The 13,136-nt window shown below is 60.2% G+C and carries 10 protein-coding genes; 1 reads left to right on the forward strand and 9 read right to left on the reverse strand.

Annotated elements, in window-relative coordinates:
• Positions 1-422: 422 nt before the first annotated feature.
• Positions 423-779, forward strand: a complete 357-nt coding sequence (locus AC07YV_RS23290; protein ID WP_056728649.1) for a BON domain-containing protein — start codon at positions 423-425, stop codon at positions 777-779.
• 267 nt (positions 780-1,046) lie between these two features.
• Here the strand turns inward: AC07YV_RS23290 and AC07YV_RS23295 are convergent, their stop codons facing one another.
• From AC07YV_RS23295 to panB, 9 genes are all read right to left on the reverse strand, one after another.
• Positions 1,047-1,340, reverse strand: a complete 294-nt coding sequence (locus AC07YV_RS23295) for a DUF2845 domain-containing protein (RefSeq protein ID WP_102701620.1) — start codon at positions 1,338-1,340, stop codon at positions 1,047-1,049.
• The gene (locus AC07YV_RS23300) at positions 1,340-4,297 is read right to left on the reverse strand and encodes a DUF748 domain-containing protein (RefSeq protein ID WP_102701621.1); all 2,958 of its coding nucleotides are present in this window, start codon (positions 4,295-4,297) and stop codon (positions 1,340-1,342) included. Before AC07YV_RS23300 ends, AC07YV_RS23295 begins: the two co-directional genes overlap by 1 nt.
• A 93-nt stretch (positions 4,298-4,390) precedes the next feature.
• Complete coding sequence (locus AC07YV_RS23305; protein WP_102701622.1) at positions 4,391-5,407, reverse strand: class I SAM-dependent rRNA methyltransferase; 1,017 nt, start codon at positions 5,405-5,407, stop codon at positions 4,391-4,393.
• A 176-nt stretch (positions 5,408-5,583) separates the two neighbouring features.
• Positions 5,584-6,456: an oxygenase MpaB family protein gene (locus AC07YV_RS23310; protein ID WP_102701623.1), complete on the reverse strand. Its 873-nt coding sequence runs from the start codon at positions 6,454-6,456 to the stop codon at positions 5,584-5,586.
• Between the two features lie 108 nt (positions 6,457-6,564).
• Entirely contained in the window at positions 6,565-8,502 is a 1,938-nt protein-coding gene (acs, locus tag AC07YV_RS23315) for an acetate--CoA ligase (protein ID WP_102701624.1), read from the reverse strand.
• Positions 8,503-8,695: 193 nt separating this feature from the next.
• Complete coding sequence (pgi, locus tag AC07YV_RS23320; protein ID WP_102701626.1) at positions 8,696-10,360, reverse strand: glucose-6-phosphate isomerase; 1,665 nt, start codon at positions 10,358-10,360, stop codon at positions 8,696-8,698.
• A 224-nt stretch (positions 10,361-10,584) separates the two neighbouring features.
• Positions 10,585-10,965: an aspartate 1-decarboxylase gene (gene panD, locus AC07YV_RS23325; RefSeq protein ID WP_003228271.1), complete on the reverse strand. Its 381-nt coding sequence runs from the start codon at positions 10,963-10,965 to the stop codon at positions 10,585-10,587.
• A gap of 185 nt (positions 10,966-11,150) precedes the next feature.
• Positions 11,151-12,011 carry a pantoate--beta-alanine ligase gene (gene panC, locus AC07YV_RS23330; protein WP_102701627.1) on the reverse strand — a complete coding sequence of 287 codons (861 nt, stop codon included), beginning with the start codon at positions 12,009-12,011 and terminating at the stop codon, positions 11,151-11,153.
• Positions 12,008-12,808, reverse strand: a complete 801-nt coding sequence (gene panB / locus AC07YV_RS23335) for a 3-methyl-2-oxobutanoate hydroxymethyltransferase (protein WP_095965623.1) — start codon at positions 12,806-12,808, stop codon at positions 12,008-12,010. Before panB ends, panC begins: the two co-directional genes overlap by 4 nt.
• Positions 12,809-13,136: the final 328 nt, after the last annotated feature.

Below are 13,136 nucleotides of genomic sequence, written 5' to 3' on the forward strand. Positions count from 1 at the left end.
AATTCCCCGCTTTTGCGTAATGCTGTTCATCTGTGGCGAGGGAGCTTGCTCCCGCTGGACTGCGCAGCAGTCCCATTTTCAGGGCCGCTTCGCGCCCCAGCGGGAGCAAGCTCCCCCGCCACAGATACAGTGAGCACTACCGCTTTTGCGGGGTTTTTCCTGTTTGTCGACCGGTCGTCAAAAGCCGCTCATAAAGCTCAGAAATTTCAGCATCTTAGGAACTTTTCATAAACCCGCAACTTGCATGCAGTGTTTGTGCATCTCGTGCATTTTGCATGATTCCGAAAATTAGCTGATTTTATAACTTGTTGATTTATAAGGTTTTATCCTTGGTCTCAAAGTTGGCACAGCGTTCGCAATATCCTTGGTAACCCTGCCGACAAGACACCCGGCAGACTTTCCGAAAAACAGGAGTTACTCGTATGAAGAAGTTCGCTATCACTGCCGCTGCTGCTACCGCGCTGACCCTGACCATGGCCAACGCCGCGTTTGCTCAAACCACCCAGGCAACCCAGTCGCCAATGGTGCTGGCTGCCGGTGAGATGACCGAAGCGAAAGAAGCCACTTCCGATACCTGGATCACCACCAAAGTCAAAGCTGACCTGATGACCGAAAAAGGTATTCCAGGTAGCGACATCAAGGTTGAAACCAACAAAGGTGTGGTATCGCTGTCGTCGACCACCGCCGTGACCGATTCGCAAAAGGAAATGGCTGTGGCCATCACCAAGAAAATCAAAGGCGTCAAGGCGGTCTCCGCTGACGGCCTGAAAGCCGAGTAAGGCAAGACTTCTCGCCTGGACCGGGAGAAGGCGCGACAGACGAGCCGAGTCATACGTCTGTTGCAACCTGAGTGTTCATGCGAAGGGCCAAACGGATGTTGGCCACCACAGGCCCCGTGCATTTTTGCCGGGGCCTGTTTTATGTGGTTCGCCGTAAACAATTGTGGGAGCGGGCTTGCTCGCGAAGGCTGACTGACATTCAACACATGCGTTGAATGAAAAACCGCTTTCGCGAGCAAGCCCGCTCCCACATTGAATCGTGGTTAATCAATTGCCGCGTTTGCTGGTGATCTGTTTCAGCCGATTACCTTCGAACCGCAAGTAATGATACATGCCGCCATTCGGTCCGTAGGTCCATTCCTCGACCTGAAACTCCTCGCGCCGGTCTGCACTGCGCTTGTAGCCCAGCAGGTCGCGACTCACCGGTTCACCGCATTTCTGCACCACCTCACTCGAGCGATCACCGACGCTGATCAATTGGCTGCCGCAGCGCAGGGTATCGGCGGCCCAGGCCTGACTGGCCGATAGCGCCAGGACCAGGCCTGCCAGCCGCCGCATCATCACTCGGCATCCAGATGCATCGGTGTCACCACGCGGCCGTCACTTTCCGCTTCGCCCAGATTGGCGTCGATGAAGTACACCCGCTCATCTTCCAGTTTGGCCTTGTCGACCAGGTAATCCTTGATGCTGCTGGCGCGCTCCTGGCCCAGTTGACGCAACAGTACGTCACTGGAACTCCAGAACTTGATCACCTCGGCGCGCATTTTTGCGGTGCGCTCTTCCTTGCCCAGGTCCTTCCATTCGGCAGGGGGCTGGGTTTTCAGGCGGGTGCGGTAAATACCTTCGAGCAACGGACCTTTTTCCCCATCCGGCACTTCCAGCAACGAAGCCTGGGCCGGGACCTTGTCACCGCGGCGCTGGAGCATTTTGTAGTAGTTGTACTGGTATTCCCGTTCCAGGCGTTGTTCGGCGATCAGCGGGCCATCGCTGCTCTGGGCGGCGGTGCCTTCGATTTCCAGGCGCAGGGCCGGGCGCTCCTTGAGTGCCTTGGACAGTTTGTCCAGGGCGCCTTCGGCGTCCTTGCCCAACTCGCTGGAACCCGCCGCGAATGAAACGCTGCCCAGGTCTTCCGAACCGCCACCGTTGACCAGCCCGCCAATGAGTTTGAACGGCGCCGCTGCGGCTTTGACGATCAGGTTGCGCAGGGTCTGCCAGATAATCGGCATGACGCTGAACTGAGGGTTGTTCAGATCGCCGGTGACCGGCAGCTCGATGGAGATCTTGCCGTCGACGTCCTTGAGCAAGGCAATCGCCAGTTTCAGCGGCAGGCTCACGGCATCCGGGCTGTCGACTTTTTCACCCAGCTGCAGTTGCTCGACCACCACTTTGTTGTCGGCTTTGAGCTGCCCCTTGGTGATCTGGTAGTGCAGGTCGAGATTGAGCCGGCCCTTGCGGATGCGGTAGCCGGCGAACTTGCCGGAGTAGGGGGTCAGCGTAGTCAGTTCCACGCGTTTGAAGCTGGTGGCGATGTCGAGGCTGGCCATCGGGTCGAACGGATTGACCGAGCCCTTGATGGTCACCGGCGCGTAGCGGTCGACCTTGCCCTTGACGTCGACACTGGCCGGTTTCGGCTGGCGGCTGTCGATGGTGCCGATCTGCCCGTTGAGTTGCTGGATGGCGGTGGCGAAGTTCGGGGTCAGGCTGAAGTCGGCGAAGTTGGCCGAACCGTCATTGATGAAAATGCCGCCAATGTGGATGCCCAACGGTTTTTCGTTGCTTGTCGGTTTGCTCGCTGCCGGTTTTGCCCCGGAGTCCGCTGGTTGCGGGATCAGCAGATCGTCGATGTTGGTGGTGCGATCATCGTTGATCATGAAACGCGCATAGGGCTGGAACAGGTTGACCTTATCGATCGACAGGCTGTCCCCATGCTGATAGTTCAGGCCTTCGACCACGACCTGTTGCCACTTGAGGAAGTCGCGGGTTTTCAGGGTGTCCAGGGTATGCAACTGATCGACCTGGGCGCGACCGGTGACGTTGAAGGCCAGGGGCTCGGTGCTTTTGAGGTTGACCGCCAGATCGCTGCCGAGCATGCCGCTGCGCAGTTCCAGGCGAATGAATGGCGTGATGTAGGACTGGGCAACCCGCAGGTCGATGTCCCTGGTCTGGACCTTCAGCGTGGCGCTGACCGGGGCCAGGTTGACCTCGCCGTCGGCCATGATCTTGCCTTGCTTGCCCACGCCGGTATCGAGCTTGAGGGTAAAGGGCGAGCCGTTGAGGCTGTCGAAGTTTTGCAGGTCGAGGTTCAGCGGAGCCAGGTCCAGAGCGACGGCAGGCTGCGCCTTGCGGTCAGCCAGATGCACCTTGTAGTCGCGCAGTTGCACATCCTTGATCAGTACCTGCCAGGGTTTGTCGGGTGCGCCCGGTTCGGGTTTCGGTGAGTCTGCCGCCGCCGGAGTGCTGGCCGGTTCGGCATCCGCCTTGGCTTTGGCGGTGGCTTTTGACGGTTGGCTGGCGAACAGTTTCTGCCAGTCGAGTTGGCCGTCCGGTTCCAGCGCGGCCCAGGTTTCCAGTTTGTGGCTGCGGATCTTGCCGACCACCACCTGCTGTTTGGCCAGGTCCACCGTGGTTTCGCTGACGTCCAGTCGCTCAAGCTTTACCAGCGGCCGGCCATCCGGCGCCTTGATCGCGAAGGGGGCGACAGTGACCGCAACATTGCTCAGCAGCAGCTCGGTTTCCTTGGACAGACTGAGTTTGTAGTCGGTGCTGATGCTCATGATGCCGTTTTCGAGATCCAGTGGAACGGCATCGCGCACATAGGGCCAAAAGGCTTTCATCTTGCCATCAGTGATTTTCAGCTTACCTTCGGAGGCGATCGGGATCAGACTGAAATTGCCCGTCCAGTCGATCTGTCCGCCATTGGGGCCGACGGCCACCAGGGTCATGTCGGCACTGTCATCGGGCAGGGTGCTGAGGTTCTTCAATTCGAAATCGAGGGAGTCGTAGAGAAACTCGATGGGCTCGCTGGGGCGGGCGTCTTCAAAGTGCACGGCGCCGCCGGCCAGCTTGATCCGCTCGATGCGCAGCGGAAACGGCTTGGCATCCGGGTCGGCGGGCGTGGGTTCGCTTTCTGGCAGTTTGAACAGCCCAAGCAGATTGAGTTTGCCGTCCTTGCCGAACAGGATTTCGGTCTTGGGCTTGTCCAGTTCGACATCGGACAGGTGCACCGCCTTGGTCCACAGGCTGTCGAGTTGCAGATTGGCGTACAAGCGTTCGAAAGCGACCTGCTCCTTGCCGGGCTCGCCGATGTTCAAGCCCCAGAGGGTCAGTTCAAGGCTGAACGGATTGAACTCGATCCGCTGGATCGTGGCGGGGGTGGTGGCGTAGTTGGCCAGTTGCTGGTTGGCAATGCGCAACGCCACCCCCGGTAAAATCAGAAAACCCAGCAAGCTGTAGAGAGCCAGAGCAGTCAACAAGGCGCCGATGGCGCGAATCAATCCTTTGTACATGTGCGGCTTCATCTGTCTGAATCGGAGTGCCTTGGAGTATGGCACGCGTTTCTGGTTCCGAAGTGATTGACCTGTCGAGGAAGTTTCAGATTTCTCCCACAGCTGTCAGAGCTGCAGAATCAGGGTTTTCAGCGGTGGTTGCTGATCCATCGACGGAAAGTCGGCGCCTGGTTTCATCACGCTCCATTCACGCACCGGCCGCCCGGCCTTCTCTGCGCAACGCAAAACCTGCTCGCGCCAGTCGTCCATGCTGACTTTCGCCAGGTTGTTGCAGCAGATCAGCACGCCGTTGTCGGCAGTGGTCAACAAGGCCGGCTTGAGCAGACTCTGATAGTCGCGCAGCAGGTCGACGGTGCCGAATGCGCTCTTGGCCCAGGCCGGTGGGTCCAGCAGCACCAAATCGTACTGGCGCTGTTCCAGGCGCTGATAGCTCGGCAGTTTTTGCCCGCGGCGCTGGCTGATCGGCAGGCCGGCCAGTTGGCGAATGGCCGGGAAGTAGTCGGACTGGATAAATTCCATGGGCGGCAACTGCGGGTTGAGTTGGCCGTTCTCGCGACCGACCGCCAGATTGCCTTCGGCGAAGTCCAGGTTGCACACCTCGCGCGCGCCGCCGGCGGCGGCACTGAGGCCGACGCCACAGGTGTAGGCGAACAGGTTCAGCACGCTTTTGTTTTTGCTGTGATCCTTGACCCAGCCGCGGGTGTTGCGCAGGTCAAGGAACAGCAGCGGGTCTTGTCCGGCATGGCGGCCACGCACCCGATAGTTCAGGCCCCATTCGTGGCCGACCAGGTCTTGCAGGGCGGCTTCGTCGGCGCGGTAGACGATGTCTTCGCGATCGATGCGCGAGTTACCGCGGGAGCGGTCGTTGTAGACCAGCAGGGTTTCAAAACCCAGGTATTGGTTGATCGCGTCGTGCAGCTGCAGCAGCGCCTCGCGCTCCAGCGGCTGATGGAAGCTCTGCACCAGCAATTGCGGGCCGTAGCGGTCGATGGTCAAGCCACCGGCACCTTCCTGGCTGCCGTGGAACAGGCGATAGCAATCGGTGCCCTGCTGGTGCAGTTCGGCGAGCAGGTCCTGGCGTTGATCGAGGGCGGCGCGCAGCGCCTGATTCAAGGAAGACATGCTGGGCGCCTTGCAGGAGAGAATTGGGCGCGGGAGTTTAACAGTTTGGAGCTGGACCGAGGTGCTCCCTTCGCGAGCAGGCTCGCTCCCACACTGGATTCGTGTCGTACACGGATCTGCGACCAACAAAAGTCCCCTGTGGGAGCGAGCCTGCTCGCGATGCTTTTCGGCTGTGTCTAACTCAACAACCCCATCCGTCGTTTGGCCCGATGCACCGATCCATTACGCACCGCCCAGCGCAGCATTGGCGCGCTGCGATTGACGCTGGCGCGGATCAGCTTGCGTTGCAGCGGGTTCTGGCTGACGCCGAGCATGTCACTGGCCCAGTCCGGCAACAGATCGATCCCCGCCTGCATCATCAACCCACCGAACGGCTTGGCCAAACGACTGGGAGAGGGCGCGTTCAACAACAGGCGCAGCACCTCGCGGCTGCGCTCGTCGCACAGCAGTTGCGGGCGCACGCGCTCAAGGTAGTCGGCAATGGCCTGCCGCGAACGGGGCACATCCCGGGCACCGAGACGCTCGGCGACCAGGGCGATCTCTGCGTAATAGCGATCCTGATCGGCTGGGGACAGTTGCGGGTTGCGATAGCGCAAATGCGCGGCGAGGAAGTTGCTGACCTCGGCGACGTGCACCCAGGTCAGCAGATCGGGATCGCTGGCGGCATAGGGGCGTCCATCCGGCGCCGTGCCGGTCACCTGCAAGTGAATGGTGCGAACCTTCTCGATCAACCAGTCGGCGTCTTGCCGCGAACCGAAGGTGGTGCCGGAGATGAACTGCCCGGTGCGGCGCAAGCGACCGAGCATGTCTTCACGAAAATTCGAATGGTCCCAGACCCCGGCCAATGCCAGCGGGTGCAGGGCCTGCAGCATCAGGGCGCTGATGCCACCGATCAGCATGCTGCTGAAATCGCCATGGACTTGCCAGCTCACCGAATCCGGTCCGAACAGCCCGGGGTCGCCCTTGGGGTTTTCCAGGTCGAGCTTGCCCAGGGACAAACCGGTCAGGCTCATGATTTGGGTTTCGATGCGGGTGCGGATGAATTCCATGGTGTCCCGGTAATTTTTTGTAGGAGCTGCCGCAGGCTGCGATCTTTTGATCCTGCAGAGCAAAGTCAAAAGATCGCAGCCTGCGGCAGCTCCTACAGAGAGCGAGCATTATTGATTCAGGCGTTTATCGATCAGCCCTTGCACCACGCTCGGGTCGGCCAGGGTCGAAGTATCGCCCAGGCTATCGAGTTCGTTGCAGGCGATCTTGCGCAGAATGCGCCGCATGATCTTGCCTGAGCGGGTTTTCGGCAAGGCCGGCGCCCACTGGATCAAGTCCGGTTTGGCGAAACTGCCGATTTCCTTGCCGACCAGAGCCAGCAATTCCTGCTTCAGTTCATCGTTGGTTTCGACGCCGTTCATGGGCGTCACGAAGACATAGATACCCTGGCCCTTGATGTCGTGGGGGTAACCGACCGCAGCGGCCTCGGCGATGCTGTCGTGCAGCACCAGGGCGCTTTCCACTTCGGCGGTGCCGATACGGTGGCCGGACACGTTGATCACATCGTCGATGCGCCCGGTGATCCAGTAGTCGCCATCTTCATCGCGCCGCGCGCCATCGCCGGTGAAGTAGTAACCCGGATACGGCTTGAAATAAGTGTCGACCATGCGCTGCGGGTCGCCATAGACGCTACGGATCTGCGCCGGCCAGCTGGATTTTATGGCCAGTACGCCGCTGCCGGCGCCTTTGATTTCCTTGCCTTGCTCGTCGAGCAGCACCGGCTGCACACCGAACATCGGTTGTGTGGCGCAACCGGGTTTGATTCGTTGGGCGCTGACCAAAGGGCTGAGCATGATGCCGCCGGTCTCGGTCTGCCACCAGGTATCGACGATCGGGCAACGCTCTTCGCCCACCTCATGGAAGTACCACTCCCACGCTTCCGGATTGATTGGTTCGCCGACCGTACCGAGTAGCCTGACGCTGGCGCGGGAGGTTCCCTTCAACGCGGCGGGCCCTTCGCGCATCAACGAACGCAGGGCCGTCGGGGCGGTGTAGAAAATGTTCACCTTGTGTTTGTCGATCACCTGCCAGAAGCGCGAGGTCGTCGGGTAGCTCGGCACGCCCTCGAAGATCAGCGTGGTCGCGCCGTTGGCCAGCGGACCGTAGACGATGTAGCTGTGGCCAGTGACCCAACCGACGTCGGCGGTGCACCAGAAGACCTCGCCATCGCGGTAATCCAGCACGTACTTGAAGGTCATCGTCGCTTGCAGCAGGTAGCCGCCGGTGGTGTGCAGCACGCCTTTGGGTTTACCGGTACTGCCGGAGGTGTAGAGGATGAACAGCGGGTCTTCGGCGTCCATCGGCTCGGGCGGGCAATCGGCGCTGGCTTCGCGCAGGGCCTGCTGGTACTTGATGTCCCGTCCTTCGACCCAGTTCACTTGCACATTTCTGCGCTCGACCACCAGCACGGTGCTGACGTTCGGGCAGCTTTGCAGCGCCTTGTCGACGTTCTGCTTGAGTGGCACGGGCCTGCCGCCGCGCACGCCTTCGTCGGCGGTGATCACGGTGCGGCAGTCAGCGTCGAGAATGCGGTCGCGCAACGAGTCCGGGGAGAAACCGCCGAACACCACCGAGTGCACCGCACCGATGCGGGTACAGGCAAGCATGGCGTAGGCCGCCTCGGGAATCATCGGCATGTAGATGCACACGCGGTCGCCTTTTTTCACGCCACGGCTTTTCAGCACGTTGGCCAGGCGGCAGACGTTTTCATGCAGTTGTTTGTAGGTGATCGATGTCGAGTCGGCAGGGTCGTCGCCTTCCCAGATGATGGCGACCTGATCGCCGCGTTTCTCCAGGTGCCGGTCGATGCAGTTGTAGCTGACATTCAATTGCGCACCGGCAAACCAGCTGGCCTCACCGGTCTTCAGGTTGTAGCGCTGGACGGTTTCCCAGGGCGCGCTCCAGTCGAGAAAGCGCGTGGCCTGTTCGGCCCAGAAGGTGCTGGGGTGTTCAATGGATTCGCGGTACAGGCGCTGATAGTCGTCTTGACTCAGTTGTGCAGCCCGGCGGACGGCATCGGCTTTGGGGAACTTGCTGATATCGAACATGACGGTTCCTTATTCTTGTTTTGCGACAAAGATAAAGATGCGCCGAGTGGTCAATGGGTTCAAGCCGTACACAAAACAACTGTGGGAGCGAGCCTGCTCGCGAAAGCGTTGGGTCAGTCAACAACAAAGTCGACTGACAAACCGCATTCGCGAGCAGGCTCGCTCCCACAAGGTACAACAGGGCAGTGTCAGATTATCCGCGGTGACGACCGCGGAAGTAGTTGATCAACCCTTGAGTCGAGGCGTCCTCGGCCGGGGTTTCTTCACTGCCGACCAGGCGGTTGTAGACGCCTTTGCCCAGCTCCTTGCCCAGCTCCACGCCCCACTGGTCGAAGGCATTGATGCCCCAGATCACGCTTTGCACGAAGACTTTGTGTTCGTACATCGCCACCAGTGCGCCGAGGCGACGCGGGCTGATGCGTTCGACCACCAGGGTGTTGCTCGGACGATTGCCCGGGATCACCTTGTGCGGCGCGAGTTTGTGTACCTCGGCTTCGCTCATGCCTTTGTCGCGCAGCTCGGTTTCGGCCTCGGCCAGGGTCTTGCCGAGCATCAGCGCCTGGCTTTGGGACAGGCAGTTGGCGTACAGCCACTGGTGGTGGTCGGACACTGGGTTGAAGCTGACGATCGGCACGATGAAGTCGGCCGGAATCAGTTGGGTGCCCTGGTGCAGCAGCTGGTGGTAGGCGTGCTGACCGTTGCAGCCAACACCGCCCCAGATCACCGGCCCGGTATCGGTGGACACCGGCTTGCCGTCCTGGCGTACGCTCTTGCCGTTGGATTCCATGTCCAGCTGTTGCAGGTGCTTGGTGATGTTACGCAGGTAGTGATCGTACGGCAGGATCGCGTGGCTTTGCGCACCCCAGAAGTTGCCGTACCACACGCCGAGCAAGGCCAGCAGCACCGGCATGTTCTGTTCGAACGGTGCGCTCTGGAAGTGCTGGTCCATGGTGTAGGCACCGGACAGCAGCTCCTTGAAGTTGGACATGCCGATGGCCAGGGCAATCGGCAAGCCGATGGCCGACCACAGCGAGTAACGGCCGCCGACCCAGTCCCACATCGGGAAGATGTTTTCTTCGCGGATACCGAAGGCTACGGCGGCGGCGTTGTTGCTCGATACCGCGATGAAGTGGCGATACAGCTCGGCTTCCGAACCACCCTGGGCCAGGTACCAGGCACGGGCGGCCTGGGCGTTCTTCAGGGTTTCGAGGGTGTTGAAGGATTTCGACGAGACGATGAACAGCGTGGTCTCGGCGCGCAGCTTCATGGTCAGTTCGTGGAACTCGCTGCCGTCGATGTTCGCCAGGTAATGGCAACGCACGCCTTTCTGGGCGTAGGACAGCAAGGCTTCGGACACCAGTTCCGGGCCGAGGAAGGAGCCACCGATGCCGATGTTCACCACGTCGGTGATCGGCTTCTCGGTGTAACCACGCCACAGACCATCGTGGATGCGGCCGACGAGGTCGGTGATCTGGTTCAGCACCTTGTGCACTTCGGGCATCACGTTGACGCCATTGACCGACAGCTTGTCACCGACCGGGCGGCGAAGCGCGGTGTGCAGGGCTGGACGGCCTTCGGAAGCATTGACGATTTCGCCATCGAACAGCGATTTGATCGCGCCCTTGAGGTCGACTTCGTTGGCCAGGCCCACCAGCAGATTGCGGGTCTCGGCGTTGATCAGGTTTTTCGAATAGTCGAGAAACAGGCCGCAGCTGCTGAGGGTGAATTGAGTAAAGCGCTGCGGATCGGCATTGAAGGCTTCGCGCATGCTGAAATCCTGCATGGCTTGGCGGTGGTCATTCAACGCTTGCCAGGCGGGCAGAGCGGTAACGTCGTGAGGAGTGCGGTAATACGCCATCGCTGCGGGTTTCCTTATTACTTGAACGGCCTTTAGAACACTAAAAATCCCGGAGCGCTGTGGGTGGGCGTTCCGGTCAACTGCGTCGACACGATTTCATGGCGCAGGGCGAATACAGTAAACCCCGCGCAATGATCTGTCTTGACTTTGTCTGACCTGTTTCCGGTACTTTTTTAACATCGAAGTTAGGAATGGTCCGACAAACGGAAGAGACAGGGCTCGGATCAGGCGACCTGGACCGGAATGGCATTGCTGGTGTGGCTCAGTTCATTGCCCGGTGCCATGTAGAGCATGCGCGGCTTGAAGTTGAGCAGTTCGGCTTCGCTGTAGTGTGCGTAAGCGCAGATGATCACCCGATCGCCAACCTTGGCCTTGTGCGCGGCGGCGCCGTTGACCGAGATCATGCGCGAACCTTCTTCGCCACGGATGGCGTAGGTGGTGAAGCGCTCGCCGTTGTCGACGTTGTAGATCTGGATCTGTTCGTACTCGCGGATGCCGGACAGGTCCAGCCATTCGCCGTCGATGGCGCAGGAGCCTTCGTAATCGAGTACAGCGTGGGTGACTTCGGCGCGATGCAGCTTGGCTTTGAGCATGATGGCGTGCATGAGTGTTTCCCAGGTCGGCGGGCAAGTGGCCCGAAGGGTTTGTGGGCGTCAGTAAGGTCTGTATGTGCGCAGCAGAACCCCTGTGGGAGCGAGCTTGCTCGCGATAGCGGTGGATCAGGCAAAACTGTTGTGACTGAACATCCACTTTCGCGAGCAGGCTCGCTCCCACAGGGTTATTGTGTTGGTCAGACGGGCGCGTCGAGGTTCAGATGCAGGTTGTCGATCAACCGCGTCGTACCGAGGAACGCCGCTACCAGAATCACCAGGTCACGATCCTGCGCCGTCGCCGGGCGCAGGGTCAGGGCATGGCGGATTTCCAGATAGTCAGGACGCAGGCCAGCCGTTTCGAGCTGTTTGACCTGCGTGTCGATCAGCGCCGGGAAGTCGCGTTCGCCCTGCTTGATCGCCTCGCTGATCGCATTCAGCGTGCGGTAGACCACCGGTGCCACAGCGCGTTGCTCTTCGTTGAGGAAACCGTTGCGCGACGACAGCGCCAGGCCATCGGCCGCCCGTACGGTCGGCTCACCGATGATCTGGATCGGCATGTTCAAGTCATGTACCAGCGCGCGAATCACCGCCAGTTGCTGGAAGTCCTTCTCGCCAAAGATCGCCAGGTCCGGCTGGACCATGTTAAACAGCTTGCTCACCACCGTCGCCACGCCTTCGAAATGCCCCGGCCGGCTTGCGCCACACAGGCCTTCGGACAATTGCGGGACACTGACGCGGGTCTGGCCGGCCATGCCGTCGGGATACATCTCTTCGACGGTTGGCGCGAACAGCAGATGGCAACCGGCCTGGAGCAGTTTTTCCTGGTCGGCGGCGAGGGTGCGCGGGTACTTGTCGAGGTCTTCGCCAGCACCGAATTGCAGCGGGTTGACGAAAACGCTCGCCACCACGAAGTCCGCCCGTTGGGAGGCCTTGGTCACCAGCGCAACGTGACCGCTATGCAGGTTGCCCATGGTCGGCACAAAGGCAATGCGCTTGCCTTCGCTACGGGCACGGGCCACGGCGGCCCGAAGTTCACGTACGGTTTTTACGGTGTTCATGCAGAGAATCCGTGTTCGATTCCAGGGAAAGTCGCCGCCTTGACTTCAGTCACGTAGGCATTCAATGCAGCTTCAATGCTGGTCTGGCCAGTCATGAAGTTCTTCACGAATTTTGGCACGCGGCCGGTAATGGACAGCCCCAGCATGTCGTGCAGAACCAGCACCTGGCCATCGGTGCGATTGCCGGCGCCAATCCCGATCACCGGAATCTTCACCGCCTGGGTGATTTCTTCTGCCAGCTCGCTCGGGACGCATTCGAGCAACAGCATGGCCGCGCCAGCCTGTTCCAGGGCGATCGCGTCGGCACGCATCTGCCGCGCCTGGTTTTCATTGCGACCCTGGACCTTGTAGCCGCCAAGGATGTTCACCGACTGCGGCGTCAGGCCCATGTGCGCGCAGACCGGGATGCCGCGCTCGGCCAGCAGGCGGATCGAATCGGCCAGCCACAACGCTCCTTCGACCTTGACCATGTGCGCGCCGGCCTGCATCAACAGGGCGCTGTTGGTCATGGCTTGTTCGGTGGTGGCGTAGGCCATGAAAGGCAGGTCGGCGAGGATCAGGGCATCGCTGTTACCGCGTTTGACGGCAGCCACGTGGTAAGCCATTTCTGCGGTGGTGACAGGCAAGGTGCTGTCGTGGCCCTGCAAAACCATGCCGAGAGAGTCGCCCACCAGCAGCACTTCGACGCCGGCCTGGTTGCAGGCGTGGGCGAAGGTTGCGTCGTAGCAGGTCAGCATGGTGATCTTTTCACCTTTTTGCTTCAGACCTTGCAGGGTGGTCAGGGTGATGGCTGGCATGAAAAGTTCCTCATTCAGGCGCTGTGGAAACTACTGCGAGTAACGCGCGTGATTCTTCGTTGAATACAGGCGCACGCTCTTTCGTCGTGCTTTTAAGGCCTGGATTGCGCCCTTGAACGCCGTGTAGGCGGCAGCGGGACGCCTATAGTCGTGAGGAGAACGAGGGAAGTCAATTGCGTGTGTTACCGCATTGTTACGGGTGGGGTGTTACCGGAGTAACTGATGCGATTCAGCAGCAGATCTTGTGCTCGACACAAAACCAATGTGGGAGTGGCGGTGCGGCGATCCGACTTGCTCGCGAAGGCGGTGTGTCATCCAGAATCAATGT

Source organism: Pseudomonas sp. GW456-E7 (assembly GCF_059424105.1).

Bases quoted from the DNA above. Each gene is read 5' to 3' on its own strand.
- AC07YV_RS23290 (WP_056728649.1), top strand. From the start codon at position 423: ATGAAGAAGTTCGCTATCACTGCCGCTGCTGCTACCGCGCTGACCCTG.
- AC07YV_RS23295 (WP_102701620.1), bottom strand. From the start codon at position 1,340: ATGATGCGGCGGCTGGCAGGCCTGGTCCTGGCGCTATCGGCCAGTCAG.
- AC07YV_RS23300 (WP_102701621.1), bottom strand. From the start codon at position 4,297: ATGAAGCCGCACATGTACAAAGGATTGATTCGCGCCATCGGCGCCTTG.
- AC07YV_RS23305 (WP_102701622.1), bottom strand. From the start codon at position 5,407: ATGTCTTCCTTGAATCAGGCGCTGCGCGCCGCCCTCGATCAACGCCAG.
- AC07YV_RS23310 (WP_102701623.1), bottom strand. From the start codon at position 6,456: ATGGAATTCATCCGCACCCGCATCGAAACCCAAATCATGAGCCTGACC.
- acs (WP_102701624.1), bottom strand. From the start codon at position 8,502: ATGTTCGATATCAGCAAGTTCCCCAAAGCCGATGCCGTCCGCCGGGCT.
- pgi (WP_102701626.1), bottom strand. From the start codon at position 10,360: ATGGCGTATTACCGCACTCCTCACGACGTTACCGCTCTGCCCGCCTGG.
- panD (WP_003228271.1), bottom strand. From the start codon at position 10,965: ATGCACGCCATCATGCTCAAAGCCAAGCTGCATCGCGCCGAAGTCACC.
- panC (WP_102701627.1), bottom strand. From the start codon at position 12,011: ATGAACACCGTAAAAACCGTACGTGAACTTCGGGCCGCCGTGGCCCGT.
- panB (WP_095965623.1), bottom strand. From the start codon at position 12,808: ATGCCAGCCATCACCCTGACCACCCTGCAAGGTCTGAAGCAAAAAGGT.